Source organism: Skermanella sp. TT6, from assembly GCF_016653635.2.
Taxonomy (GTDB): Bacteria; Pseudomonadota; Alphaproteobacteria; order Azospirillales; family Azospirillaceae; genus Skermanella; species Skermanella cutis.
Genome location: NZ_CP067422.1, coordinates 77,762 through 103,489, shown reverse-complemented (window position 1 = coordinate 103,489; position 25,728 = coordinate 77,762). Strand labels below are relative to the sequence as shown.

25 protein-coding genes are annotated in these 25,728 nt (G+C 67.2%); 18 read left to right on the top strand and 7 right to left on the bottom strand.

The features are described from left to right. Nucleotides 1-215 precede the first annotated feature (215 nt). Nucleotides 216-983: an HAD family hydrolase gene (locus IGS68_RS31940; RefSeq protein ID WP_201083348.1), complete on the top strand. Its 768-nt coding sequence runs from the start codon at nucleotides 216-218 to the stop codon at nucleotides 981-983. Here the strand turns inward: IGS68_RS31940 and IGS68_RS31935 are convergent. Beyond that, entirely contained in the window at nucleotides 950-2,446 is a 1,497-nt protein-coding gene (locus tag IGS68_RS31935) for an FGGY-family carbohydrate kinase (protein WP_201083346.1), read from the bottom strand. The two genes, IGS68_RS31940 and IGS68_RS31935, sit on opposite strands and share 34 nt — an antisense overlap. A gap of 43 nt (nucleotides 2,447-2,489) precedes the next feature. Next, nucleotides 2,490-3,602 carry an ABC transporter ATP-binding protein gene (locus IGS68_RS31930; RefSeq protein ID WP_201083344.1) on the bottom strand — a complete coding sequence of 371 codons (1,113 nt, stop codon included), beginning with the start codon at nucleotides 3,600-3,602 and terminating at the stop codon, nucleotides 2,490-2,492. A gap of 167 nt (nucleotides 3,603-3,769) precedes the next feature. On the opposite strand from IGS68_RS31930, the gene IGS68_RS31925 reads away from it, so the two are divergent. The 6 genes from IGS68_RS31925 to IGS68_RS31900 all read left to right on the top strand — a co-directional run bounded on the left by IGS68_RS31925 (nucleotide 3,770) and on the right by IGS68_RS31900 (nucleotide 9,674). Then, nucleotides 3,770-4,801 carry a zinc-dependent alcohol dehydrogenase gene (locus IGS68_RS31925; protein WP_201083342.1) on the top strand — a complete coding sequence of 344 codons (1,032 nt, stop codon included), beginning with the start codon at nucleotides 3,770-3,772 and terminating at the stop codon, nucleotides 4,799-4,801. A gap of 48 nt (nucleotides 4,802-4,849) precedes the next feature. Continuing rightward, on the top strand, nucleotides 4,850-6,187 hold the full coding sequence (locus IGS68_RS31920) for an ABC transporter substrate-binding protein (protein ID WP_201083340.1): 1,338 nt from the start codon (nucleotides 4,850-4,852) through the stop codon (nucleotides 6,185-6,187). A 57-nt stretch (nucleotides 6,188-6,244) separates the two neighbouring features. Continuing rightward, complete coding sequence (locus IGS68_RS31915; protein ID WP_201083338.1) at nucleotides 6,245-7,153, top strand: carbohydrate ABC transporter permease; 909 nt, start codon at nucleotides 6,245-6,247, stop codon at nucleotides 7,151-7,153. Nucleotides 7,154-7,219: 66 nt separating this feature from the next. Continuing rightward, on the top strand, nucleotides 7,220-8,026 hold the full coding sequence (locus IGS68_RS31910) for a carbohydrate ABC transporter permease (protein ID WP_371822007.1): 807 nt from the start codon (nucleotides 7,220-7,222) through the stop codon (nucleotides 8,024-8,026). A 66-nt stretch (nucleotides 8,027-8,092) separates the two neighbouring features. Next, nucleotides 8,093-9,070: a sugar-binding transcriptional regulator gene (locus tag IGS68_RS31905; RefSeq protein ID WP_201083333.1), complete on the top strand. Its 978-nt coding sequence runs from the start codon at nucleotides 8,093-8,095 to the stop codon at nucleotides 9,068-9,070. A 37-nt stretch (nucleotides 9,071-9,107) separates the two neighbouring features. Next, nucleotides 9,108-9,674, top strand: a complete 567-nt coding sequence (locus tag IGS68_RS31900) for an SIS domain-containing protein (RefSeq protein ID WP_201083331.1) — start codon at nucleotides 9,108-9,110, stop codon at nucleotides 9,672-9,674. A 112-nt stretch (nucleotides 9,675-9,786) separates the two neighbouring features. On the opposite strand, the gene IGS68_RS31895 is transcribed toward IGS68_RS31900, so the two are convergent. Then, nucleotides 9,787-10,407: a terminase small subunit gene (locus IGS68_RS31895; protein WP_201083329.1), complete on the bottom strand. Its 621-nt coding sequence runs from the start codon at nucleotides 10,405-10,407 to the stop codon at nucleotides 9,787-9,789. Between the two features lie 486 nt (nucleotides 10,408-10,893). Here IGS68_RS31895 and IGS68_RS31890 point away from each other — a divergent pair, with 486 nt between their 5' ends. Both IGS68_RS31890 and IGS68_RS31885 read left to right on the top strand, forming a co-directional pair. After that, on the top strand, nucleotides 10,894-11,127 hold the full coding sequence (locus tag IGS68_RS31890; RefSeq protein ID WP_201083327.1) for a type II toxin-antitoxin system Phd/YefM family antitoxin: 234 nt from the start codon (nucleotides 10,894-10,896) through the stop codon (nucleotides 11,125-11,127). Next, nucleotides 11,124-11,507, top strand: a complete 384-nt coding sequence (locus IGS68_RS31885; RefSeq protein ID WP_201083325.1) for a type II toxin-antitoxin system VapC family toxin — start codon at nucleotides 11,124-11,126, stop codon at nucleotides 11,505-11,507. Before IGS68_RS31890 ends, IGS68_RS31885 begins: the two co-directional genes overlap by 4 nt. A gap of 13 nt (nucleotides 11,508-11,520) precedes the next feature. Here IGS68_RS31885 and IGS68_RS31880 read toward each other — a convergent pair whose 3' ends face one another. Then, the gene (locus tag IGS68_RS31880) at nucleotides 11,521-11,754 is read right to left on the bottom strand and encodes a hypothetical protein (RefSeq protein WP_201083323.1); all 234 of its coding nucleotides are present in this window, start codon (nucleotides 11,752-11,754) and stop codon (nucleotides 11,521-11,523) included. 730 nt (nucleotides 11,755-12,484) lie between these two features. On the opposite strand from IGS68_RS31880, the gene IGS68_RS31875 reads away from it, so the two are divergent. The 4 genes from IGS68_RS31875 to IGS68_RS31860 all read left to right on the top strand — a co-directional run bounded on the left by IGS68_RS31875 (nucleotide 12,485) and on the right by IGS68_RS31860 (nucleotide 15,067). Continuing rightward, entirely contained in the window at nucleotides 12,485-13,156 is a 672-nt protein-coding gene (locus IGS68_RS31875) for a hypothetical protein (RefSeq protein WP_201083322.1), read from the top strand. Nucleotides 13,157-13,545: 389 nt separating this feature from the next. After that, the gene (locus IGS68_RS31870; RefSeq protein WP_201083321.1) at nucleotides 13,546-14,007 is read left to right on the top strand and encodes a hypothetical protein; all 462 of its coding nucleotides are present in this window, start codon (nucleotides 13,546-13,548) and stop codon (nucleotides 14,005-14,007) included. Next, nucleotides 13,997-14,158: a hypothetical protein gene (locus IGS68_RS31865; RefSeq protein WP_201083320.1), complete on the top strand. Its 162-nt coding sequence runs from the start codon at nucleotides 13,997-13,999 to the stop codon at nucleotides 14,156-14,158. Before IGS68_RS31870 ends, IGS68_RS31865 begins: the two co-directional genes overlap by 11 nt. 189 nt (nucleotides 14,159-14,347) lie before the next feature. Further along, on the top strand, nucleotides 14,348-15,067 hold the full coding sequence (locus tag IGS68_RS31860; RefSeq protein ID WP_201083319.1) for an SDR family oxidoreductase: 720 nt from the start codon (nucleotides 14,348-14,350) through the stop codon (nucleotides 15,065-15,067). On the opposite strand, the gene IGS68_RS31855 is transcribed toward IGS68_RS31860, so the two are convergent. The 3 genes from IGS68_RS31855 to IGS68_RS31845 all read right to left on the bottom strand — a co-directional run bounded on the left by IGS68_RS31855 (nucleotide 15,054) and on the right by IGS68_RS31845 (nucleotide 19,427). Beyond that, nucleotides 15,054-16,574 (bottom strand): xylulokinase, encoded by a 1,521-nt coding sequence (locus tag IGS68_RS31855; protein WP_201083318.1) that lies wholly within the window; start codon nucleotides 16,572-16,574, stop codon nucleotides 15,054-15,056. The genes IGS68_RS31860 and IGS68_RS31855 overlap by 14 nt on opposite strands. 82 nt (nucleotides 16,575-16,656) lie before the next feature. After that, complete coding sequence (locus IGS68_RS31850) at nucleotides 16,657-18,258, bottom strand: acyl-CoA synthetase (protein WP_305800094.1); 1,602 nt, start codon at nucleotides 18,256-18,258, stop codon at nucleotides 16,657-16,659. Beyond that, nucleotides 18,255-19,427, bottom strand: a complete 1,173-nt coding sequence (locus IGS68_RS31845; RefSeq protein ID WP_201083317.1) for an acetyl-CoA acetyltransferase — start codon at nucleotides 19,425-19,427, stop codon at nucleotides 18,255-18,257. Before IGS68_RS31845 ends, IGS68_RS31850 begins: the two co-directional genes overlap by 4 nt. Nucleotides 19,428-19,598: 171 nt before the next feature. Here IGS68_RS31845 and IGS68_RS31840 point away from each other — a divergent pair, with 171 nt between their 5' ends. The 5 genes from IGS68_RS31840 (at nucleotide 19,599) to IGS68_RS31820 (ending at nucleotide 25,697) form a co-directional block, all read left to right on the top strand. Next, the gene (locus tag IGS68_RS31840; RefSeq protein ID WP_201083315.1) at nucleotides 19,599-20,093 is read left to right on the top strand and encodes a TRAP transporter small permease; all 495 of its coding nucleotides are present in this window, start codon (nucleotides 19,599-19,601) and stop codon (nucleotides 20,091-20,093) included. Next, nucleotides 20,086-21,420 (top strand): TRAP transporter large permease, encoded by a 1,335-nt coding sequence (locus IGS68_RS31835; RefSeq protein WP_201083314.1) that lies wholly within the window; start codon nucleotides 20,086-20,088, stop codon nucleotides 21,418-21,420. The genes IGS68_RS31840 and IGS68_RS31835 overlap by 8 nt, the downstream gene beginning before the upstream one ends. 38 nt (nucleotides 21,421-21,458) lie before the next feature. Next, the gene (locus IGS68_RS31830) at nucleotides 21,459-22,463 is read left to right on the top strand and encodes a DctP family TRAP transporter solute-binding subunit (RefSeq protein WP_201083313.1); all 1,005 of its coding nucleotides are present in this window, start codon (nucleotides 21,459-21,461) and stop codon (nucleotides 22,461-22,463) included. Between the two features lie 104 nt (nucleotides 22,464-22,567). Beyond that, nucleotides 22,568-24,157 (top strand): sensor histidine kinase, encoded by a 1,590-nt coding sequence (locus IGS68_RS31825; RefSeq protein WP_201083312.1) that lies wholly within the window; start codon nucleotides 22,568-22,570, stop codon nucleotides 24,155-24,157. A 160-nt stretch (nucleotides 24,158-24,317) separates the two neighbouring features. Beyond that, nucleotides 24,318-25,697, top strand: coding sequence for a tetratricopeptide repeat protein (locus tag IGS68_RS31820; protein ID WP_247881506.1), 1,380 nt, complete (start codon nucleotides 24,318-24,320; stop codon nucleotides 25,695-25,697). Nucleotides 25,698-25,728 lie beyond the last annotated feature (31 nt).

Sequence of the window (25,728 nt, the reverse complement as noted above, 5' to 3'; positions counted from 1 at the left end):
CCGCGACGCCGGTCTGGATCGCCATCCGCGTCGGGTCCCGGTAGCGCCCCAGCTTCTTCCGCATCGTCCGTCCGGTCTTGGTCCGAGTGTCGGGCGGATCAACCCGAAAGTCGTGGAATCGTTGCGGGACGGAAGGGGAGAAACGTCTTCAAGGCGGGGCTGGGGGACTGCATACTGAAGGCCCGGACAGCGGCAATAATCGAAGAGGCACGGCGATGACCCTTCAGGCGATCATCTTCGACGTCGACGGCACCCTCGCGGAAACCGAGGAGGAGCATCGCCGGGCCTTCAACGAGACCTTCGGCAGCTTCGGCCTGGACTGGCACTGGGACCGCCGGCTCTATGCCGAGTTGCTCAGGGTGACCGGCGGCAAGGAGCGCATCCGCGATTATGTCGGCCGCCACCGCCCGGCGGAGGCGGGCAGGGTGGAGCCGATCGTCGGCGAGATCCACAAGGCCAAGACCGACCGCTACGTCGCCAACCTCGCGGAGGGCGGCATAGCGCTCCGCCCCGGCGTGGCGCGGCTGATCCGGGAGGCGGCGGACGCCGGCCTGCGGCTCGCCATCGCGACCACCACCAGCCTGCCCAACGTGAAGATCCTGCTGAGGCAGGCGCTGGGGCCGGACGCCCTGGGCCTGTTCGAGGTGATCGCCGCCGGCGACATGGTGGCGGCCAAGAAGCCGGCGCCGGACGTCTACCTGCTGGCGCTCGACCGGCTCGGGCTTCCGGCGGAAGCCTGCGTCGCGATCGAGGACTCCTACAACGGCGTCATGGCGGCGCGGCGCGCCGGCATCCCGACGCTCGCCACCACCAGCGACTATACCCGCTTCGAGGACCTGCGCTACGCCATGGGCGTGCTGTCGGACCTGGGCGAGCCCGACGCGCCGTTCCTGCACCTCGGCGGCATCGGCGCCGGGGAGCGCTGCGTCACCGTCGAGATGCTGAGGCGCTACGGCCGAAGCACGACCTTGAGCGCCGGGTAGAGCGCCTTGTAGGAATCATAGACCGGCCGGTACGCCTCGTAGCGCTTCATGTCCGGCTCGACCGTCCGGACCACCTGGACCATGCGGCCCGCCGCCGTCGCGATATCGTCGTAATGGCCGGCCCCGACCGCGGCCAGCACGGCGCTGCCCAGCATGGGCGCGTTGGCGATGCGGGTCAGCTTGAGCGGCAGGCCGGACACGTCGGCGTGGATCTGGATCCACAGGTCCGAATTGGTCGCCCCGCCGCAGACCACCACGTCCTCCGGCTTGAAGCCGGCGGCGCCCATGGTCTCCAGGATCAATTCGGTGCCGAAGGCGACGCTCTCCATCATGGCGCGGAAGATGTGCGCCGGCCCGTGGCGCAGGGTCAGGCCGGTGATCGCCCCGCGCGAGGCGGAGTCCGTGTAGGGCGTCCGGTTGCCCTGGAAATGGTCCAGCACGACCAGACCTTCCGACCCGGGCGGCAGCTCCGCGGCCTCGGCGTTCAGGCGCTCATAGGTGATGCCGGAATCGATCAGGCGCTTGAACCAGGCGATCACCGACCCGGTGGAGGTCTGGCCGCCCTCGATCGCATGCAGGCCGGGGATCACCGCGTCGGGATATGTTCCCCAGAAGCCGGCGCCATGGACCTCCTCGCCCACGAAGCCCAGATGGTTGTGGGAGGAACCGGTGATCATGGCGAGCCGGTTCGGCTGGACCACGCCCAGTCCGATCATCCCGATGAACGCGTCCGATCCGCCCTGGGCGACCGGAAGGCCGGCGGGAAGTCCCAGATGCTCGGCGGCGGCCGGGGTCAGGCCGCCGATCACCTGGCCCAGCGGCAGCACCTCGCGCGGCCAGCGGTCGAGCAGGGCGGTCAGTCCGAGCTTGGACAGCAGGCCGGCGGCGTAGCCGGTCCGGCTGTCATAGTGCCAGCGGGTCGAGGCGCTGGTGATGTTGGCGACCATGCGGCCGGTCAGGTGGAAATTGATGTAGTCCTGGCAGTCGCAGACATAGTCGGCCTGCTCGAACAGGTCGGGCTGGTTCTCGGCCATCCAGAGCGACTTGGGGATCATCCACTCGGCCGAGACGGGGCCGCGGCCGGCATTGTTCACCTTCAGCGCCGGGTCGTCCAGCGCCGCGATGCGGGCAGCCTGGGGGGCGGCCCGCATGTCCATCCAGATGATCGCGGGGCGGAGCGAGCGGCCCCGGTCGTCCATCGCCACCACCGTGCAGCAGGTGGTGTCGGCGGCGAGGCCGACCACCTGGTCGGGACGGATGCCGGCCTTGCCGACCGCCTGGCGGACCGAGGCGCCGAGCGCCCGCCACCAATCCTCCGGACTCTGCTCGGCCCAGCTGGCCTGGGGAAACCGGGTCTCGATCGGCGTCACGCCCTCGGCGACCAGACCGCCGTCCAGGTCGAAGACGCCCGCCCGCATGCTCTCGGTGCCTGCGTCGATGCCGATCACGTAGATGTCTGCCATCACGCACCTGCTCTCGGGAAAAGGGGAGGGGAGGCGGGCAGCCTCAAGCCGCGACCGCCGAGTGCCGCGCCAGGTGCGGCAGCGCCAGCCCGGCCTCGTCGAACAGATGGCAGCACCGGCCCGACACGCCGATGCTCAGTTGTTCCCCCGCCTTCACCGGGGAATTGCCGTCGCCCTTGACCATCAGCTCGCTGCCCTCCGCGGTCCTGGTATAGGCGAAGGTCTCGCCGCCCAGATGCTCCACCACCAGGGTCTGGCCGACGATCCGGGCTTCCCCCTGGCCCTGGTCGGACAGATCCTCCGGCCGGAGGCCGAGGGTCAGCCTGGCCCCGGGTGCCACGCCGTCGGGCCTGACCGGCACCGTCAGCCGGTCGCCGCCGGGCAGGGTGACGGTCACGCCGCCGGCCGCGGCCGACGCGGCCTGGACCGGCAGGAAGTTCATCTGGGGCGACCCGATGAAGCCGGCGACGAAGCGGTTGACGGGGTGGCGGTAGAGCTCCAGCGGGCTGCCGACCTGCTCGATCCGCCCCTTGTTCAGCACCACGATCTTGTCGGCCAGGGTCATGGCCTCGACCTGGTCGTGGGTCACGTAGATCATGGTCGCCTTGAGGTCGGCGTGCAGCTTGGCGATCTCGATCCGCATCTGGACCCGCAGCGAGGCGTCCAGGTTGGACAGCGGCTCGTCGAACAGGAAGACGTCGGGCTCGTGGACGATGGCGCGGCCGATGGCGACGCGCTGGCGCTGGCCGCCCGACAGGGCCTTGGGCTTGCGGTCGAGCAGCGGCTCCAGCTGGAGGATGCGGGCGGCGTTGCGGACCCGGTTCTCGATCTCCGCCTTGGGTGCCTTCTGCATCTTCAGGCCGAAGGCGATGTTGTCGTAGACCGTCATGTGCGGGTAGAGCGCGTAGGACTGGAACACCATCGCGACCCCGCGGTCCGCCGGCTCCAGGTATGTCACGTCCCGGCCGCCGATGGAGATCCGCCCCCGGGTGATGTCCTCCAGCCCCGCGATGGTCCGCAGCAGCGTCGATTTCCCGCAGCCCGACGGGCCGACGAACACCACGAACTCGCGGTTCTCGATGTCCAGATCGATGTCGTGCAGGACCTTCACATCGCCGTACGCCTTCTCGACGCCGCTCAGCTTGACCTCGGTCACTTGCTCTCCCCTCCCCAAGTTTCTCGTTCTCGCACCGGTGCTCGTCCCCAACCCTGGCTAAGCCGAATAAATGTATTGTCGGAATTACAAAAGCTTGACACTCTTAGTTTCCTCACAATACGATATTTGTAAATTCATTCTTACAAAAGTCAAGGAGGAGACCCAGCATGCGCGCCGCGTACATCCACGGGATCCGGGATATCCGGGTGGGCGACAAGCCGACCCCCCGGCCCGCGGGCAACGAGGTTCTCCTGAGCGTCAGCGCCGTCGGCGTATGCGGCAGCGACCTGCATTACTACAAGGAAGGGGCGATCGGCTCCGCCCGGATCAGCCAGCCCTTCGTGCCGGGGCACGAGTTCGCCGCCCGCGTGATCGAGGACCGGCCGGACCTGGGCCTGAAGGCCGGCCAGCTGGTCGCGGTCGATCCGGCGAAGCCCTGCGGCCACTGCGAATGGTGCGAGCGCGGCCACGTCAACCTGTGCCCGAACGTCGAGTTCATGGGCGCGCCGCCGACCACCCACGGCGCCATGACCGAGCTGATCTCCGCCGCCCCCAGCCAGATCTTCCCGGTGCCGGACGATTTCACCGACATCCAGGCGGTCATGCTGGAGCCGCTGGGCGTCGCGATCCACGCCATGGACCTGGCCAAGATGAAGCGGGTGCTGGAGACCGTCGCGATCATCGGCAGCGGCCCGATCGGGCTGTGCCTGCTCCAGCTCGCCAAGCTGATGTGCAAGGACAAGGTCTACGCGATCGATCCCGTGGATTACCGCTCCAGCCTGGCGAAGAAGCTGGGAGCCGACGAGGTCGCCGACAGCCACGCGGCGATCGCCGACTGGACCGGCGGCCGGGGCGTCGACCTGGTGCTGGAGGCGACCAACTCGCCCATGGGCTTCCAGATCGCGGCCGAGTCCGCCCGGATCGGCGGCCGGGTCGTGCTGGTCGGCATTCCCGACGGCGACCAGTACGTCCCGCTCAGCGCGTCGCTGCTGCGGCGCAAGGGTCTGGACATCAAGATGTCGCGGCGCATGGGCCATGTCTACGAGCGCGCCATCAAGCTGGTCGCCGACGGCCGGGTGGACGTGGATACCATGGTGACCCATCGCTTCGCCCTCGAAAAGGCCGACGACGCCTTCAGCTATCCGGCCGAATTCCACGACGGCGCGGTGAAGACCATCATCCTGCCGAACCAGACCTGACCTGCGGATCAAACAGCATTCCATCAAAAACATCCTGGAGGGAACGTGATGAGGAAAAAGCTTGCGTGCGCCATCGCCTTCGCGGCGGCGCTCGTATCGTCCACCAGCGCCATGGCCTGGACGCTGGAACAGGCGGCGGAGCCCTACAAGGGCACCAGCATCAAGGCGATCTTCCTTGACCGGCCCGGCTACGCCGCCGCGATCAAGCTGCTGCCGGAGTTCGAGAAGAAGACCGGCATCAAGGTCAATTACGAGATCGTTCCCTACGAGAACAGCCGCGAGCGGCAGGTGCTCGACTTCACCGCGGGCGGCGAGATCGACGTGGTCCTGACCGACGTGGTCTGGATCGGCGAGTTCGCCGGCAACGGCTGGCTGGAGCCGATCAAGACCTTCACCGACGACGAGGACCTGGCGGACCCGAACCTGAAGCTGGACGGCTTCTTCCCGATCCTGCTGGAATCCTTCGGCACCTGGGGCGACGAGGTCTACGGCCTGCCGTTCGACAATTACTCGGGCCTGCTCTATTACAACAGGTGCATGCTCCAGGAGGCCGGATTCGACAAGCCGCCGGCGACCTGGGACGAGCTGCTGAACGTCTATGGTCCCAAGCTGACCGACCAGGCGAACCGGAAATACGCCTTCGCGCTCCAGTCCCGCCGGGGCGAGACCCAATCGGCCGACAGCTTCATGCGCGTGCTGTGGCCGTTCGGCGGCTCGCTGCTGGACGACCAGTTCAAGTCGAACCTGAACTCCCAGGAGTCGCAGGCCGGCCTGAAGTTCCGCCAGGACCTGATGAAGATCATGCCGCCGGGCATCGTCGACTATGACCATGCCGAGGCGGTCAACGCCCTGGCCCAGGGCAACGTCGCGATGATCACGGAATGGTCGGCCTTCTACAGCACGCTGGCCGACCCGACCAAGTCGCGCATCACCGACTGCCTCGCGGTCGCCACCGAGCCCGCCGGACCGGCCGGCCTGAAGCCGGCGCTGGGCGGCTTCTCGCTGGGCGTCAACGCGCAGTCGTCGGACGACAAGAAGGCGGCCGCCTGGCTGTTCATCCAGTGGGTGACATCCGAGGAGATGGCGAAGCCCTATGTGGAGGCCGGCGGCGTCAGCGGACGCACCTCGGTCTACAAGGATGCCGACATCCAGAAGCGCTATCCCTTCGTCCAGCCGATGGTGACGTCCTGGGACGGCGGCGTTCCCGACTTCCGCCCCCGCTTCGCCGAGTGGCCGGAAATCTCCGAGGTGGTCGCCGAGTGGGGCACCCGGATGATGCTGGGCAATGTCGGCATCGAGGAAGGCGCCCGGTCGATCGGCACCCGGGTCGAGGAGATCCTGGGCCAGGCCGGCTACTATGACGGCAGCAAGCCGCTGCGGAAGTAACAGGATGGGGCGGCGGGACGCCGCCCCTCCATCATCTATCGAGGGAGATCCGCGTCCATGCCCAGCGGAACCAAGCCGGCCGTGTTTCCCACGCTCTGGAACAACGGGCGGGCGGCCTTCGCCTTCCTGGCCCCGGCGGTGGTGGCGCTGGCGCTGATCGGGATCTTCCCGACGGTGTTCGCGCTGGTCAACTCGTTCCGGCGCTACAACCTGGCCCGCCCGCGCGACGCGACGCCCTTCGTCGGGTTCGACAACTACCTGACGGTCTTCTACGACCCGTCCTTCTGGGGCGCGCTGGGGCGGACCTTCACCTTCCTGGTCACCGTCGTGCCGATCCAGATCGCGCTGGGGCTGGCGATCGCCCTGCTGCTTCACAAGCCGGGCCTGTCCGGCTTCAAGCTGCTGGCGCGGCTGAGCCTGGTGATCCCGCTGGCGACCGCGCCGGCCGTGGTCGGGCTGATCGGAAGGCTGATCTTCAACCGCGATTTCGGTGTCGCCAACGCCCTGCTGACGCTGGTCGGGAGCGGCCCGGTCGAGTGGCTGGGCGACACCACCAACGCCTTCATCGCGGTGGCGCTGATGGACATCTGGCAGTGGACGCCGTTCTGCGCCCTTGTCCTGCTGGCCGGCCTGACCATGGTCCCGACCGAGATCGAGGAGGCGGCGAGGCTGGAGACCCGCAGCCGCTGGCAGATCGTCCGCTACGTCCAGCTGCCGTTCCTGCTGCCCAGCATCACGGTGATCCTGATCCTGCGGACGGCCGACATCCTGAAGATGTTCGACACCGTCTTCACCATGACCCGGGGCGGGCCGGGGGCCGCGACCGAGCTGGTCAGCGTCTATATCCAGCGGGTCGGCTTCCGGGTCTTCGACCAGGGGGTGGCGTCGGCGCAGGCGATCCTGCTGCTGATCCTGACCATCATCCTGGCCCGCCTCTACATCAAGTTCGTCTACCGGGAGATCTGACCCATGGCCGTGGCAACCGCCGACAGCGCCGTCCCGGCGACGTTCCAGCGAAGCAAGCCGAAGCGTATGGTGACCGCCTGGCACCTGGTCGGGCTGCTCGCGATCTTCCTGTTCGCCGTGTTCCCGTTCTACTGGATGGTGGCGACCAGCCTGAAGACCCAGGCTGAGGCCCTGGCGTCGCCGCCGATCTGGGTCTTCACGCCCCGGCTGGACAATTACTTCGAGGTGCTGTTCAACCGCGACGTCCTGTCCAGCCTGATCAACTCGATCATCATAGCGGTCTCCACGACGGTGCTGGCAGTGGGGCTGGGCACGCCGGCGGCCTATGCGCTGGCCCGGTTCGAGTTCAAGGCCAAGGGGGAGCTGTGGTTCTGGTTCATCACCAACCGCATGCTGAGCCCGATCGTCGTGGCGCTGCCGATCTTCCTGATGGCGCGGACCTTCGGCATGATCGACACGCATCTCGTGCTGATCCTGGTCTACCTGACCTTCAACCTGCCGATCGTGGTGTGGATCTGCACCGACCAGTTCCGCGGCGTTCCGAAGGACCTGGACGAGGCGGCCCGGCTGGCCGGCGCCTCGCGCTTCACCATCTTCTGGCGGATCGCCTTGCCGCTCGCCATGCCCGGCGTCGCCGTGTCGGCGATCTTCTCCTTCATCTTCTCGTGGAACGAACTGCTCTATGCCCTGGTCCTGACGCGCAACGCGGCGCGGACGGCCCCGGTGGCGGCGACCAGCTTCATGAGCGGCTACGACCTGCCGTGGGGCGAGATCATGGCGACCGGCACGCTGATCGTCCTGCCGGTCATCGTCTTCGCCCTGATGGTGTCCAAGCACCTCGTCCAGGGATTGACCATGGGAGCGGTGAAATAGGATGTACTGACAGGGGCCGGTGACAGTCCGACGATGGACGGTCCGACGATGCGGGAAGGAAAAGCCGTGCAGACCAGGAGCCTGGACGACGATGTGGCCACCAGCTCGGACGAGCAGCTGAACATCCGCATCGCGTGGTATTACTATATCACCGACATGACCCAGCAGCAGATCGCGGACCGCTTCGGCATCACGCGGGTGCGGGTCAACAAGGCCCTGGCGACCAGCCGGGAGACCGGCGTCGTCCAGATCCGGATCAATTCCAAGTTGGCCTCCTGCATCAAGCTGGAATACGAGCTGGAACAGCTCTACGGCCTGTCGCGGGTGACGGTCGTGCCGACTCCGGAGGACGACCGCTTCATCTTCCGCGTCCTGGGCGTCGGCGTGGCGCCCTATATCCACGACCAGGTGTTCGACGGCTGCACCCTGGCGGTCGGCTGGGGGCGGACGTTGCGGCAGGCGGTGCGCGAGACGCGCGGCCGGTCGCTGCCCAACATGACGGTGCTGTCGCTGCTGGGCGGCCTGCATTACGGCTCGGCCAACAACACGGCGGAGATCGCGTCGAGCTTCGCCAGCCTGTTCGGCGGCTCTTATTATTACCTGGCGGCCCCGGTCTATGCGAGTTCGGACGAGTACCGCGACATGATCCTGGCCGAGGCCTCGGTCCAGGACGTGCTGGGCAAGGCCCGCACCGCCGACATCGCCCTGGTCACCGTCGGCGACCTGACCAAGCGGTCGCTGATGATCGAGCTGGGGCTGGTCAGCCCGGAGGACGCCAAGACCCTGAAGGCCGCGGGTGCTGTCGGCGACCTGCTGGGCCACTATCTGAACAAGGACGGCGAGGAGGTCGACCACCCGCTGAACCGCCGGGTGATCGCGCTGGACCTGGAGGACCTGAAACGGGTCAGGAAGGTCGTCCTGGTGTCCGGCGGGCCGTACAAGGCCGACATCATCCGCGCCGTCCTGCTGCGCAACTTCGTCCACGAGCTCGTGATCGACGAGGCGACCGCCGAACGGCTGGTCAGCCGCCAACCCCGGAAATGACCCCCGAATTGACCCCGGAAACGACCCAGGAAATGATATGACCGAGAGCGTTGCAGCACTGGCTTCCCAAGCCTGCGCCGAGATCGCCGCGACCTTCCGGACGATCGACGAAACGGCGGTGGCGGAACTGGTCGAGGCGATCGCCGCCGCCCGGCGAATCGTCCTGCACGGCGTCGGCCGGGAAGGGCTGATGATGCGGGCGCTGACCATGCGCCTGTTCCACATGGGCCTGGACGCCCATCCCGTGGGCGACATGACGACGCCGGCGGTCGGCGCCGGCGATCTGCTGGTGGTCAGCGCGGGGCCGGGGGAGTTCGCGACGGTCAATGCCCTGATGGTCGTTGCGAAGGCGGCGGGCGCCCGGGTCGCGGTCGTCACCGCCCAGCCCGGAGGCGGTGCGGCGCGCGCCGCCGACCTGGTGATGTGCCTGCCGGCCCAGACCATGGCGAACGATTCCGGCCCCGCGGCCAGCGCGGTGCTGTCCATGGGAAGCGCCTTCGAGGGCGCGCAGTACGTGTTCTTCGAAGTGCTGGTCCTGCTGCTGCGCCAAAGGCTGGGCATCGGCGCGGAGGACATGCGCGCGCGGCACACCAACCTGGAGTGACGGAACCGGCGCGGTGTGCCGTAGGTCGGCCTTCGCCCGTCAGGGCGAACGCCGACGCCTCGCATCAACGCTCCGGCGATGGTGTCGGCGTCGGCCTTCGGCCGAGGCCGACCTACGGCGACCCGACCAAAGCTACTGCGCTGGTCCACCGGCCGGGCTGGGTCAACGAGGTCGAGGTCAGCGAGGTCGAGGTCATCAAGGCGGGTGCCCGGCGCGGGGCGAAGGGGGCCGGCTTGGGAGCTGTCTTCGATCGCGGCGCCGGGTCACTATTCGAGGTCACTATTTCAACGGCCGCGCCGGCCATGCGCCCGTCGTTCTCCTCGGCCGGGTCGAAGTCGTGCGCCTCCAGGTCGGCGTCGGGGTGCGGGGCGGCCGTGAACAGATGGGGGATGCGCTTGTCGAGCATGATGCCGCACAGCTTCAGGCGCAGCTCGACGGCGCGCAGCGCCAGGGCGCACTGCTTCTTCTCCATCGCGTCGGCGATGATCGCCTTGACCGTCTCTGCCGCTTCCTTCAACTCGACCTCGATCCCGGCGGAACGGGCCGCCCGGAGCTGATCGACGCGGATGCGGATCTCCGGCCGGGCCATCAGGTACGCCCCGCGCTGCTTGGCGCCTTTGGGCGAATAGCCGGCCCGGCGCGCGGCCTCGGCCCCGCCGACATTGGCGGCCATGGCCTGACAGAAAGCCTCGTGCCGGGCGGTGAGGCGGATCACGGGAGTTGCATCGGACATGGCGGCGGCCCTCGGCGGTAGATGGTGCCGGGGAGCTTACAGGAAAATGGGGAACAAATACAGAACAATGTGTCCTGGCCATTGGTAATTCACGTCCGTCCGCCACGTCGCTCGAACCGGTCATCGCCTTGTTGTCTTCGCATTTGAAGAGAAGATCCTGGAATTTACCCGAAACAACCCGAAGTTGGTTGATGCTGTTTCAAGTCAATAAGTTGTCCACAGATGAACGCAGATGGGCGCAGATAAGGCTTGGATAATCATTTCCGTCTGCAATCATCCGGCACCCGCGGTTCACGAGACGCGCACTCTCCGACAAGGTCTTGTCTCGATGAGAGCGTCTCTGTCTGTGGGGAGACTCCAGACTTTCATATGCCATCTTCCACCGTGGGTAGACAGTCCGCACATGATGGCGGCAAGATCATCCTAGCTAACTTGACTAACCTAGGCGGGCTGACTAGAGTGTCCCTCCTGTCAGGAGGGGCTGGAATGAAGCAAGTTACCATTCACGCTGCCAAGACCAACTTGTCCAAGCTCATCGAGGCGGCGCTGAGCGGCGAGGAAATCGTCATCGCCAAGGGCAGCAAGCCGGTTGTCCGGCTCGTTCCGGTCTCGCAAGGATCGTTCAAGATCGGTCTGCTCAAGGGTAAGCTTGGCACCGGTCCCGACTTTTTCGAGCCGATGGACGAGAGCGATCTCCATCTGTGGGAAGGGGGCCGGTGACGGCGATCCTCCTCGATACCCATGCCTGGGCCTGGAGCCTGGCCGGGGACGGACGCCTGACGAAGCCGGCCCTTGCCGCCATCGAGGCGGCTGACATGGTGCTGGTCAGCCCGATAACGTTCTTTGAAATCGCGCAGAAGGTCCGGCTCGGCAAATGGCCGGAGATGGAGCCCTTCGTCGGCCAATTGGCGGCACTGCTGGACGAACAGGGCGGATCGGTCGCAGGCTTCGATCCAGCGATCTGCATTGCGGCAGGCATGATGCCCTGGACTCACCGCGATCCGTTCGACCGATTGCTGGCAGCCACGGCAATGCACTACAACTTGCCTCTGGTGTCGGCCGACACGGTTTTTGACGGCATCGTGACACGCCTGTGGTAATCGGCGTTTCACGCTAACGCTGCCCCGCCCGGCCGATGGCGCGGAAGGACAGCCCGATGCCGACAATGATCAGTCCGGCGACGATCACGGAATCGTAACCCACCTCCTCGCCGAACATGTAGGCTTGGTAATCGAGCCGGAGGTTCAGGACCGCGACCTTCTGGCTGATACTGTCGGCGGTGGTGGGCAGGATCAGGAGCGGCAGCAGCGCGCCCCAGATAACCAATAGCTTCCCGAGAGTGCGCATTCATTGACTCCGTTCAGGCCGGGGCAACCGGGCAGGAGCGACGTTCGAGCAACGCCGAGCTTTCGAAATGCATAGGTTTTCCAGACATGGGAGATCGCTCCGCGCATCCGGCCGCAGGGGCGGGGAGGGCGCGATGCTGAAAAGAGCGAGTTGCGGGACGGCACCGAGCCATCCCGGGCGGGATCAGGTCAGGCCCGAGCGGGTCGGGAGCCGCGACGGCGGACGCGGTGGTCAGGCGGCCGGGCGCATCCGACGAAGTGGCGCTCCGCCGATCGGGACGCCGCGGAAAACCGCGACGCCCCCCTTCAACCCCGCCGCGGCGGTGGGAACCACCGCGGCCCATGACGGGAAATTTCGGCGCGGCAACGCGCCGGGCGTTGTGCTATGGAGTGCGTCAGCCATTGATACTCATCCTAAATGGGGGTTATCGATGGTCAGGCCGGATCGAGAGCTTCCACCTTCTCGGTTCGGCCGCCCTGCGGGTGCATGGGTGTGGCGAGACTGAGGGGGTTACTCCGAAAAGTCAAGAGTGTGTTCTTGAGCTCAATTTGGACAAGCTAGGGTGAGTAGAGGCACCGGATTGGCTACGCAGAACGTTCATCCGGATTCGTTTTGGATTCATGATACTGTACTTAATGTATACTTAACAGGACTTGATTTGAACGTGCCCGAGATTGACTATTGTGAATGTTCTGCCATTACGATCAAAGGTAGTTAAGGGCGGAGTATCATGATCCAAGCTGTCGATGATTATTTCGATTCTGATGCCTCAGAGTTCTTAGAGTATTGCTGGCCACGAGGGAAAAATTCTCGCAATTATGACCAGACAATTGTTTGGAAGAGCGAGAAATCAGCGGAGTGGAGGCTAGGCGATCGTAATAAAAGAATATCCATAGCTCACGATATTGTCGTAAAATGGGGCGGCATACCGAGGAATAAACCTGAAAATCTCGAACGGTACGTTGATCTTGCTGGCTTGGATGATCCGCCTTTACCAATCGAGAGAGTCACAACCTACTCAAAAATCTTCGCAATTGCCAATCCTGAAAAGTATGCGATTTATGACTCTCGCGTTGCAGCGGCACTCAATGCTGTACAAATAATCTTCAGCAAGCCGCACGGACCGGGAGTATTCTTCAATTATCCCCAAGGCCGGAACACAAAAATCTACGGAAAGAGTGGATTTACCAAAACATTTGGGAAAAAGCTTCTTGTGGATGAGGGAGGCTGGCAGTCTTTAGAGCGCGACAATACTTATCGAGAGTACCTTAAACTTATTAAAAGTTTAAGCGATAGGCGAGGTCACCCGCTTGTCCATTTTGAAATGACCCTTTTTGCTAATGCCGAGAAGCTGTGCGGGAAGGCCCGTGAACAATACAAAGGTGGCTGTTATCAGATTTGAAAAGGCACTGCGGCCCTACAGTGCTGCTCATTATATGCTACATGTATTGGCAAGAGTTTTGTTTCCATTTTGGCGAGCGTTTACCACAGTATTTTATCATGAATTGAAATGATTCTTGAATGGGCCTTCAATAACTAATCCATTCAGGGATTGACACTGGATCACATGACGGATGTTTCTTTCTTCGAGTATTGGAAATGCAGACATTCAAGCCGTCCAGTCGATGCGTTTAGTATCAAGCCTAAGTGTCGCGAACGAGATCAGTGAAAATATTGCTGATCGGCGTCACCATTGTTGCGGCGAGCCGTGATAATACGCTAGGATGCAGTGACCAATGAATATGCAGTGGTCAAAGCGGTAAGGTTAATTCTGATTCTTGGCGTAATGCGATGAAAATCAGTGAAAGTAAGCGAGAAGCACAAACTACGTTCTATGTTGGTTGTTTATTGGGCCTGCTTCCCCTATTAGCCCATCTACTTGTTGCAGCTTCCGTTGCGATTGAGGTCATAAAATTCGAAAATGCGATCGCGTTTGAGAATCAAAACTGGCTTGGCCACTTGATCTTCCTTGCCCTTGCTCTTGGATCGGGCTCGCTCTTGAACGTTTCCAAGGTCGAACGCAAATGGACAACGCACCTGAAGGTGAGCTTCTATCATCTCTTATCGGTAACGATCTTCCTATGGTTGCTCTTTGGCCTGATGGCAGTGTCTGGCGTTTCACAACATTGGGCTGCATGGCTAGCCGTTTGCACACTTGTTGTCGCGGGAACTATTTTTGCCTATAATGTTGATATGGCAATCGCCACTTTGAGTTCGGACGTGGGCAAGGGAGACGGGAGCAATGGAGCCTGATGTGTTGCTGGCCCTCGTGCCCGCCTTCTACTTTCTTGCCATGGCACTCTGGCAGGCTGCCAAGGTCCGTGAGGACATGCAGCGCAAAACCGGCAGTGGCGACAGGCTTCTGGACATAATCAGCTGGCCCGCCCGGCTTCTGCGTCGCTGAAGTCCCGATCCCCGTCTGTTTCAAGCTGCCACAGGCTGGCAGCCGGATTGTCGGCTGCCGCTTCGCTGTAGCCGACCTACGGGCTACGGCCTGACAGGCTGGATCGGCGGCCAACCCATCCGAAGCCTTGCCATCCCGCCCTTGGCCCCCGACACTCGGCGCCCTGTCAACTGAACGGGAGCCAACACCATGGTCCGCTACGATTTCACCGGCAAGCGCGCGCTGGTGACCGGGGCCGGGAAGGGGATCGGGCGGGAGGTGGCGTTGCTGCTCGCCGGGTGCGGGGCGGAGGTCATCGCCCTTGGCCGCACCGCCGCCGACCTGGAAGGGCTGGGCGTGCCGGTCGCGGTCGATCTGGCCGATGCGGAGGCGACGCGGGCCGCGGTCCGGACGGTGCTGCCGGTGGATCTGCTGGTCAACTGCGCCGGGATCGTCGAGCTGGAAAGCTTCCTTGATACCAGCACCGAGACGTTCGACCGCACCATCGCCGTCAATACCCGCGCGCCGCTGATCGTGGCGCAGGAGGTCGCGCGCGACCTTGTCCGGCGCGGGGTGCCGGGGGCGATCGTCAATGTGTCCAGCCTCGCCGCCGATGTCGGCACGCGCGACCACACGGCCTATTGCGCGTCGAAGGCGGCGCTCGACGCGGTCACGCGGGTAATGGCGCTGGAGCTGGGGCCGCACGGCATCCGGGTGAACAGCCTGAACCCGATCGTGACGCTGACCCCGATGGCGGACAAGGCGTGGAGCGATCCAGCCAAATCGGGGCCGATGCTGGCCCGCATCCCGCTGGGGCGGTTCGCCCGACCGGCGGAGGTGGCGGCCTCCGTCGCCTTCCTGCTGAGCGACGCCGCCGCCATGATCCACGGCACCTGCCTGACGGTGGACGGCGGGTTCAGCGCCGGTTGAGCTGGGCGAGGCGCGGGTAGAGGTCGCGCAGCCTCGGGTACAGGTCGGCGTAGAGGCCGAGCAGGTCGGCGTGGAAATCGGCCTCGGCGGGGTCGGGGTGGAACGCGGCGCCGGTGCGGGTCATGGCGGCGGCGGCTTCCTCGAAGCCGGGGTACCAGCCGGCCCCGACGGCGGCGGCGATGCCGGCGCCCAGGCTCGACGCTTCCGCCGTCTCGGCGCGGACGACGGGACGGCCGGTGATGTCGGCGATGATCCGGCACCACGGGTCGCTGGCGGAGCCGCCGCCGATCGCGACGAAGCTGTCCACCGGCTGGCTGGTCGCGGCCACGACGCGGTCGGTGGCGAAGGCCTGTTCCAGGGCGATTCCCTCCAGCAGCGCGCGGTAGATCTCCGCCCGGCCGTGGTCGGGGGAAAGGCCGAGCAGGCAGCCCCGGGCGTCCTGGTCCCAGTAGGGGTTCATCACGCCGTTCCAGTAGGGCAGCAGCAGAAGGCCGCGGCTGCCGGGGGGCACGGAAGCGGCCTCGGCCTCCAGCCGGCGGAAGATGCCGGGATCGGCGTCGGGGTCGAGGCCGAACATCTGCCGGATCAGGGAGTTCACCAGCAGCGTGCCGGACCGGAGCGAGGTCTCCAGGATATAGCCCTGGCGGTCGATCGCGCACAGAGTCCGGAACGCGGGGTCGATCCGCGGTTGCCGGTCGTAGACGCCGGACACGATCGCCGTGCCGAGGTTGAGATAGGCCGTGCCGGCCCCGGCCACACCCGTGCCGAGCCCTCCGGCCTGGCCGTCGCCGCCGCCGGCCACGACCGGGGTGCCGGCGCGCAGGCCGGTCTCGGCGGCCGCCTCCGGGGTGATCCGGCCGACGACGGTGCCGGGGGCCGCGGCCTGCGGGAAACGGCCGGGGTCCAGGGCGATCGGCAGGGCGCCGATCACCTCGTCCGCCCAGGCGTGGGAGGATATGTCGAAGGCGCCGAGCGGGTCGGCGCTGGCCCAGCTCGTCGTGAATTCCCCGGTCAGGCGGCGGACCAGCCAGGCGTGGGGATCGTAGACGTGGCTGACGCGGGCGAACAGGTCGGGCTCGGCCCGCGCCATCCAGGCGAGGCTGTAGACCGCCGGGGCGAAGTCCAGCGGCTTGCCGGTCAGGGCGTGCATCCGCTCGACGCCGACGCGGGTGGATAGGGCGGAGACCTCCGCCTTGCGGCGTTCGTCCAGCCACAGGATCGCGGGGCGGAGCGGCGCGTCGTCGGCGCCGGTGACCGCGACCGTCTCGCGCTGGTTGACCACGGCGACGGCGGCGACCGACGCGGCGGGGACGGTGGCGAGGGCTTGGCGGAGGGCGGTTTGGGCAGCCCGCCACCAGGCGTCGGGGTGCTGCTCGTAGGCGTTGGGTTCCGGGCGCTCCAGGCTCAGCGGGGCGCGGCCCTCGGCGACCGCGCGGCCGTCGCGGTCCCAGGCGATCGCCTTGCAGGTGGTGGTGCTGAGGTCTATGCCGATGACGGTGTCTTGCATGGTGCCTGGATGCCGGGTCAGGGGAGATCATGTCGGAGGGGCGGCGTCCCGCCGCCCGGGGTGCGCGGGACGCGCACCCTCCTCAGCCGTTCGGCGAGGGAGCAGGGGCGCTTCGGCGTTCCAGCTCCTCGCGGATCAGCTTCTTGGTGATCTTGCCGTAGCCGGACTTCGGCAGTTCCTCCCAGAAGACGACGCGCTTGGGCATCTTGTAGCGGGCGATCCTGCCGTCCAGCCAGCCCAGCAGCTCCGCCTCGCCGAGGGTGGAGCCGGGGCGGGGGACGCAGACGGCGACGCCGACCTCGCCCCACTGGGGATCGGGGACGCCGAGCACCGCGACCTCCGCCAGGTCGGGGTGCATCAGGATCTTCTCCTCGATCTCGCGCGGATAGATGTTCGACCCGCCCGAGATGTACATGTCGGACGCCCGTCCCGTGATGTAGAGGAAGCCCTGCTCGTCCATGTGGCCCAGGTCGCCGGTGCGGAACCAGCCGTCGCGGAACGATTTGGCGTTGGCGTCGGGGTTGTCGTGGTAGCCGGCGAAGACGGCGGGGCCGCAGACGCAGATCTCTCCCGTCTCGCCGGGGGCGAGCTCGCGGCCCGCGTCGTCCTGGATGGAGACCTGCATGCCCGTCCGCTCGAAGCCGCAGGTGCCGATCCGGGCGCCCTCGCCCTCCTCCAGGCTGTGCAGGCGGGGCGGCAGGACGGTGATGTTGCCGGTCACCTCGCCCAGCCCGAAATACTGGACCAGCACGGGGCCGAGCCTGTCCAGCGCGTGCTTCTGGTCGGCGCGGTACATCGGCGCGCCGGCATAGATCACGTAGCGCAGGCTGGAATGGTCGTATCGGTCCACCGACGGGTGCTCGGCCAGCATCTTCAGGATGGTCGGCACCGTGAACATGTTGGTGATCCGCCACCGCTCCACCATCGCCCAGGCCTGCTCGACGTCGAGCCGTTCGGAGGCCGGCAGCACCGTCTTGGCGGCCCTCGCGACCTGGACGAGCTGGTGGATGCCGGCGCCGTGGGAGAGGGGGGCTACCACCAGCGAGGCGTCCTGCTCGGTCGTTCCCGGCATCAGGTCGCACAGGTGGTTGGTCACCACGAAGGCCATCTGGCCGTGGGTCAGCACGGCGGCCTTGGGCCGGCCGGTGGTGCCGGAGGTGAAGAAGAACCAGCAGGGGTCGTCGCGGTCCACGGCGGCCGCGGCGGGCTTCTCGCCGTCGTGGCGGGCGACCAGCGCGTCGTAGTCGTCGCCGAAGTCGGACGGGCCGATCGAGACTATGCTCCGCAGGCCCGGCTGGGCGGCCCGGCAGGCCGCCGCGTGCTCCGGAAAAGCGGCGTGGCAGATCATCGCCGCGGCGCCGCCGGCCTTGGCCAGCCAGGCGACCTCGTCCGGGGTCTGGCGGTAGTTGGCCGGGACCCAGACGGCGCCGATCCGGAAGCAGGCGAACATGGATTCGAACATCTGGTTGCAGTTCTTCGACTGCACCAGCACCCGGTCGCCCTTGGCGACGCCCCGGTGGAGCAGGGCGGAGGCCATGGCGTCGACCCGCCGCTCCATCTCGCCCCAGGTCCAGGTGCGCTCGCCCCAGACGAAGCCCACCTCCGCCCCGTGGCGGCGCGCCGCCTGGGTCAGGAAGTGGGCGAGGTTCATCACCCGCGTGGTGACGGGCCTGTTGTCCGTCACTTCACCCGCTCCAGGATCGACACGTAGTTGGCGACGGCGGCGCCGCCCATGTTGAACACGCCGGCCAGGTCGGTGCCGGGAATCTGCATGCCTTCGGCCTCCCCCATGACCTGGAGGGCGGCCATCACGTGCATGGAGACGCCGGTGGCGCCGATCGGGTGGCCCTTGGCCTTCAGCCCGCCCGAGGGGTTGACCGGCAGCCTGCCGCCCTTGGCGGTGGTGCCGTCGCGGACCACGCGGTAGCCCTGGCCCGGCTCGGCGAGGCCCATGGCCTCGTACTCGATCATCTCCGCGATGGTGAAGCAGTCGTGGGTCTCGACCAGGCTGAGGTCGGACAGGGTCAGGCCGGCGTCCTCCAGCGCGCCGCGCCAGGCCCGGCGGGCGCCCTCGAAGGCGGTCGGGTCGCGGCGGCTGAGCGGCAGCATGTCGTTGACGTGGCGGCGCGCCCGGAAGGCGATCGCGCGCTCCAGGGTCTCGGCCGTCTCCGCGTCGGCGATCACCAGGGCGGCGGCGCCGTCGGACACCAGGGAGCAGTCGGTCCGGCGCAGCGGTGCGGCCACGTAGGGGTTCTTCTCCGACACGGCGTTGCAGAACTCGAACCCGAAATCCTTCCGCATGTGGGCGTAGGGGTTGGCCATGCCGTTGGAATGGTTCTTGGCCGCGATGCGGGCCAGCTCCTCCGACCGGTCGCCGTAGCGCTGGAAATAGCCCTGGGTGATCCGGCCGAAGATGCCGGCGAAACCGCCCTCGATGTCGGCTTCCTCCTTGTGGTAGCTGGCGCCCAGCAGGATGTCGCCGATCTTCGTTCCGGGGGTGGCGGTCATCTTCTCCGCGCCGACCACCAATGCTACGCGGCCCCGGCCGGACTCCACGAAGTCCAGCGCGGCGTAGAGGGCGGCGGAGCCGGTGGCGCAGGCGTTCTCCAGCCGGGTCGCCGGCACGTGGGCCAGCCGCTCGTCGGAGAGGGCCACCAGCGACGCCTGGAAGTCCTGCTTGGAGAAGCCGTTGTTCATGACGCCGACATAGATGCCGTCCACGGACTCCGCCGGGACGCCGGCATGGTCGAGCGCCGCCCCCGCGACCTGGGCCATCAGCGCCTCGGTGTCCGGGGCTTCCGCCTTGCCGAACACGGTGTGCGCCCAGCCTACGATCCTGCCGTTTCCTGCCATGGTCCCGTTTCCTCATTCCTGCGGCGCCCGGGTTATCGGGGCGTCGGTGCCGAAGCTTATTGAATTCAAAACGCACTTCAATATTCTTCGCGCCGGTAATGCAAATGGAAATCGGTTCCGGCGCGGGCCCGGGGGCTTCGGGCGACTGGGGGGAGAATCCTAAGGAATGACATGCGCGCGGTGATCGACTATTTCGAGGAAGGGCTGTGCGCCCTGATCTTCCTGGGCATGACAGGCCTGGGATTCGCCAACATCCTGGTCCGTTACCTGAGCAGCCGGTCGCTGGCCTCGACCGAGGAGCTGCTGATCAACGGTTTCCTGCTGCTGACCGTCCTGGGCGCCGCGATCGCCGCCAAGCGGGGCGACCATCTGGCGGTGACCGTCTTCCACGACCTGCTGCCGCGGGGCGGCAAGGTCGCGCTGACCATCCTGGCGACCGCGCTGGGCTGCGTGCTGCTGGCGGCGGCGGCCTGGTTCACGGCGGAGCTGGTGGCGAACCAGATGGCCACCGGCGTGCTGTCCTACGCGCTCCAGATCCCGGCCTGGTACTACACCGTCGCCGTCCCCGCCGCCTTCCTGCTGGTGATGGCGCGCTTCGTGCAGCAGGCGGCCAGGGCGGTGCGGGACCTGCGGTCGGAGGGGGCACCGGGGGGCGGTCATGGCTGATTTCCTTGGAGTGGGCGTCGGCACGCTGATGGTGATCGTCTTCTTCGTGCTGCTGTTCCTGAGGCTGCCGGTCGCCTTCGCGCTGGGCCTCTCCGCCATGGTCGCCATGTGGGAGCTGGGCTTCGGCCTGGACCTGGCGGGCGACCTGATCACGACCGGCATCACGAAATACTCGCTGCTGGCGGTGCCGTTCTTCATCCTGGCCGGGTCGCTGATGGGCGTGGTCGGCATCGCGGAGCGGATGATCCGGTTCTTCCGGGTGCTGATCGGCGGCCTGCCGGGCGGCATGGGCGTGGTCGGGACGGTGGTCTGCCTGTTCTGGGGGGCGGTCAGCGGATCGGGGCCGGCCTCGGTCGCGGCGATCGGCCCGCTGATCATCAAGAGCATGGCGGAGGACGGCTATCCCCGGCCCTTCGCCGCCGCCCTGGTCTGCACCGGCGCCGCCCTGTCGATCGTGATCCCGCCGTCGATCGGGCTGGTGATCTATGGAGTCATCGCCGAGACATCGATCTCCGACCTGTTCCTGGCCGCGATCGTTCCCGGCCTTCTGATGGGCGTGCTGATGCTGGCGGCCCTGCCGTTCGCGTCGCGCGGGCGCCCGCAGGAGGGCGGCCCGAGGGAAGGGAACGGCACCGTGGCGCTGCTGGAGCAGCCCTATGCCGGCCTGCCGTACTTCGCGCGGCTGGGGCGGGCCTTCGCGGACGCCTTCTGGGGGCTGCTGACGCCGGTGGTGATCCTGGGCGGCATCTATGGCGGCGTCTTCACGCCGACCGAGGCGGCGATCGTCGCGACCGTCTACGCCATGTTCGTCGGCGTCGCGATCTACCGCACGCTGACGCCCCGGGTGCTGTTCTCGGCCCTGGCGGAGGCCAGCGCCTCGTCCGCGGTGGTGATGCTGGTGGTGGCCTTCGCCAGCCTGTTCGGCTGGGTGGTCACGGTGGACGACATGGTCGGCCAGTATTCCTCCGTGCTGCTCGGGCTCAGCCACAATGAATGGGTGATCCTGCTGGTCATCGCGGTGATCCTGCTGATCGCCGGGATGTTCATGGACGCGATCACGATCATGTTCATCACCCTGCCGATCTTCCTGCCGGTGGTGAGGGAGCTGGGCTGGGACCCGGTCTGGTTCGGCGTGATCCTGATGGTCAACCTGTCGATCGGCCTGTTCACCCCGCCGGTCGGGATCAACCTGTTCGTCGCCGCCAACATCACCCGGCTGTCGCTGGAGCGCATCGCGATCGGCGCCATCCCCTTCCTGATCACCAGCGTGATCGGGCTGGCGATCCTGTCGATCTTCCCGTGGATCTCGCTGTTCGCCCTGCGGTGACCGGGCGTTTGAAAATCTTACCAAGGAGGAAACACACCATGAAGATCGCAACCGCCCTGAAGGGCATCGCCGTCGCCGCGGCCCTGGGGCTCGCCGCGATCGGGAGCGCGGAAGCCGACACCTTCCGCCTGTCGCACAACACGTCCGACGCCACCACCTGGCACAAGGGCGGCGAGCGCTTCGCCGAGCTGCTGAAGGAGAAGACGGGCGGCAAGCACACGGTCCGGCTGTTCGCCAACGCGACGCTGACCGGCGGCGACCAGATGAAGCAGGCCGAGATGGTCGGGCGCGGCGCCATCGACTTCGTCATGACCTCGGCGATCAACGTGACGCCGCTGGTGCCGGAGATGGCGGCCTTCTCGCTGCCTTACCTGTTCACCTCCTACGAGCAGGTGGACGCGGCCACGGGCGGCGAGCCGGGCGAGCGGATGGCCGGGATCCTGGACAAGCACGGCATCGTCGTCCTGGCCTGGGGCGAGAACGGCTTCCGCGAGGTCACCAACAACGTCCGCCCGATCAAATCGCCGGACGACATGAAGGGCCTGAAGATGCGGGTCGCCGGCCCGATGTATATCGACGTGATGAACGCGCTGGGCGCCAACCCGCAGCAGATGCAGTGGGTCGAGACCTTCTCCGCCCTCCAGCAGGGCGTGGTGGACGGGCAGGAGAACCCGATCGGCGCGGTGATCGTCCCGCAGCGGGTGTACGAGGTGCAGAAGTACCTGACCACCTGGCACTATTCCTACGACCCGATCTTCCTGGGGGTGTCGCGCAAGCGCTGGGATTCGTGGGATGACGACACCAAGGCCGGCGTGAAGAGCGCCGCCGAGGAGGCCATGGCGTTCCAGCGGACCCTGACGCGCGAGCAGACCGCCCAGGGCATCGAGCTGCTGCGCCAGAAGGGCATGGAGGTCTATGAGCCGACCGAGGAGGAGCTGGCGGCCTTCAAGGCGGCGACCCGCCCGGCCTTCGAGACCTGGGCGGCCAAGGTCGGCCCCGACCTCGCCAAGCTGTTCGAGACGGCGGCGGCGGGCGCGAACTGACGCCTTCGGCCGGACATCGGAAGGGGCTCCCGAAAAATCCGCACGAGGATCGGCCCTGGTCACGTAGACTGGGAAGCGGGACAACGGGACACCAAGGGAGCCTGATGACCACCGGCGGACCCGCAGCCGATCTGAACGCCGCCCCGCCGGAAAAGCGGGCAAGCCGGTCGGTCGCCGCCGCCCTTGCCCTGACGGCGCTGCTGCTTGTCCTTGTGCTCTCGCTGGCGGGGCAGTTCATCTGGCAGAGCCGGAAGGACGCGCGGGCGGCGGTGGAGGCGCGCGCCGCCAGCGCCGCCTATCTGGCGTCCACGCATATCCGCTGGCTGATCGAGGCCAACCTCCAGGCGCTGCGGCGGATCGACGAGGCCCTGGACGCCAGCCCGGACCTGCACGGCGGCGGCATCGTCCGCGGCCTGGACACGGAGGTCGGCGCGCTGCCGGGAGCCGTCCATGTCTGGGTGTTCGATGCGGACGGCGACGCGGTGCTGACCGACGAGCCGGAGTTGGCACCGGCCGGCATCGGCGACCGGGACTATTTCCAGGCCCTGAAGGCCGGGGCGGAATGGCACATCGGCCCCCTGGTGAACGGCCGGCGCACCGCCCGGAAGGTGTTCCCGATCGGCCGCAGGATCGAGCGCGGCGGCGAGTTCCTGGGAGCGGCGATCATCTATGTCCCGGCCGATCTGCTGGCGCAGTTCTGGCAGTCCATGGATCTCGGCCCCGGGTCCACGGTCGGGCTGCTGCGCGACGACGGCTGGCTGGTGGCGCGCTTCCCGGTGCCGGAGCGGACGCTGAACCTGGCCGGCTACGCGCTGTTCACCGAGCATCTGCCCAAGGCCGCGGAAGGATCCTACGAGACCCCCGCCTCCCCGGCGGACGGGCGTCCGCGGATCGTGGGTTACCGGCGGGTGGAGGGCCTGCCGCTGGTCACCGTGATCGGCATTCCGACCAGCGTCCTGACCGAGGATCTCCGCAGCCGGCTGGGCGAGATCGCGCTGATGGCCGCCTTCTTCGGGGGTGCGCTGCTGCTGGTGTCGCTGTGGGTGGTGAAGCTGCTGCGGCAGGAGGAACGGGCCCGCGACGCGCTGGCGGTCGCGCTGGAGGAAAACCGGATGCTGCTGCGCGAGGTCCACCACCGCGTGAAGAACAATCTCCAGACGGTCTCGTCCCTGATCCAGCTCCAGCCCGGCGATCCGCAGGGCAAGAGCGAGCTGATGCGCCGGATCGCGGCCATGACGGCGGTCCACGAGCATATCTACGGATCGGACCAGTTCGGCCAGGTCGATCTGGCCGACTATGTCCGAAGGCTCGTCGCGGGCCTGCACGACGGCTACGGGCCGGGGGTCGAGGTCCGGTGCGAGCTGGAGCCCGTGACGGTCGGCGCCGACCAGGCGCTGCCGCTGGGGCTGGTGGTCAACGAGGTGGTCTCCAATGCCTTCAAGCACGCCTTCCCCGACGGCCGGGCCGGACTGATCACCGTGACGCTCGCGCCGGAGGGCGCCGGCCACGCCGTCCTGCGGGTCCGGGACGACGGCGTCGGCTACCAGCCCGGCCGCAGGGTCGGCATGGGGAGCCGCCTGATCCAGGGACTGGTGCAGCAGATCGGGGGGGAGTGCGAGTTCCGGGACGACCACGGCACCGTCTTCGTCCTCCGGTTCCCGTCGGCCGACCTGCCGACGGCGCGCGCGGCCTGACGGTACGCCGCGGAAGGGGGCACCACCGAAGAAAAGGGGCGGGAACGGTCCTCGCCGGCGCTTTTCACGGAGCATTCACGCTCCCCATGACGGCGCGGTGACAGGCGGCGGGTAGCGTCGGTCCGGGAATAGGGACCGACCACCACAGGGATGCCCCATCATGAGCCTCAAGGACCTGCGCGGCGAGCCCGTGTCCGCTTCGGACCGCCGCACGCTCGACCGATTCGAACATGCGCTCGGACTGCTGAACGGCTATTTCGCCGACCCCCTGGCGGTCATCGACGAGGCGCTGGAGGAGAACCCCGGCTTCGTCATGGGCCATTGCCTGCGCGCGGCCCTGATGCTGATGGCCGCGGAGAAGTCGGCCGAACCGGAACTCCGCCGCAGCGTCGAGGCGGCGGAGGCGCTGGCCGGCTCCGCCAACGGCCGGGAGCGCGGCCACGTCGCGGCGCTCCGCTCCTGGCTGGACGGGGATTTCCACCGGGCGGGCGACCTGTACGGCGAGGTGCTGCTGGAGCATCCGCATGACCTGCTGGCGCTCCAGGTGGCCCATCAGGTGGATTTCTTCGTCGGCAACACCGCCCTGCTGCGCGACCGGCCGGCCCGCGTGCTGCCGCAGTGGGACGCCGCCATGCCGGGCTACGGCTACGTGCTCGGGATGCACGCCTTCGGGCTGGAGGAGAACAACATGTTCCGCCGGGCGGAGGAGGCGGGCCGCCACGCGGTGGAGCTGACGCCGCGCGACCCCTGGGCGATCCACGCCGTCGCCCACGTGATGGAGATGGAGGGCCGGCTGGGCGACGGCATCCGCTGGATGACCAAGCGGGTGGACGACTGGGCGCCCGACAACATGCTGGCGGTCCACAACTGGTGGCACCTGGCGCTCTACCATCTGGACCACGGGCAGCCGGAGAGGACCCTGGCGATCTACGACGAGCACATCCGGCCCCGGCCGGGCGGGCCGGCGATCGAGCTGGTGGACGCCACCTCCATGCTGTGGCGCCTGCACCTGCGCGGGATCGATGTGGGCGACCGCTGGGATGCCGTGGCCGACGCCTGGGAGCCGATGGCCGAGGACGGCTACTACGCCTTCAACGACATGCACGCCATGATGGCCTTCGCCGGGGCCGGCCGCGACCATGCCGCCCGCCGGCTGCTGGTGGTGCTGAACCGGCGCGCCGCCGGGACCGGCAGCAACGCCGCCATGACCCGCGAGGTCGGGCTGAAGGCCTGCGCCGCGATCCGGGCCTTCGCGGAGGGCTTCCACGACATCGCGATCGACCTGCTGACCCAGGCGCGGGCGGTATCCCACCGGTTCGGCGGCAGCAACGCCCAGCGCGACGTGATCACCCTGACCCTGATCGAGGCGGCGCTGCGCGGCGGGCGGGCGAAGCTGGCCCGGGCGCTGGCGGCGGAACGGACCGACCTGAAGCCGTCCAGCCCGTTCAACTGGGCGCTCGCCGCCCGCGCCCACCCCGGGGCCGGCGACGAAGCCGCGGCCGGGCGCGCGCGCCAGCGCATGGCCCGGCTCCAGGCCTGAGAACCTTCCTGAAAATTCGGAAACGGAGTGG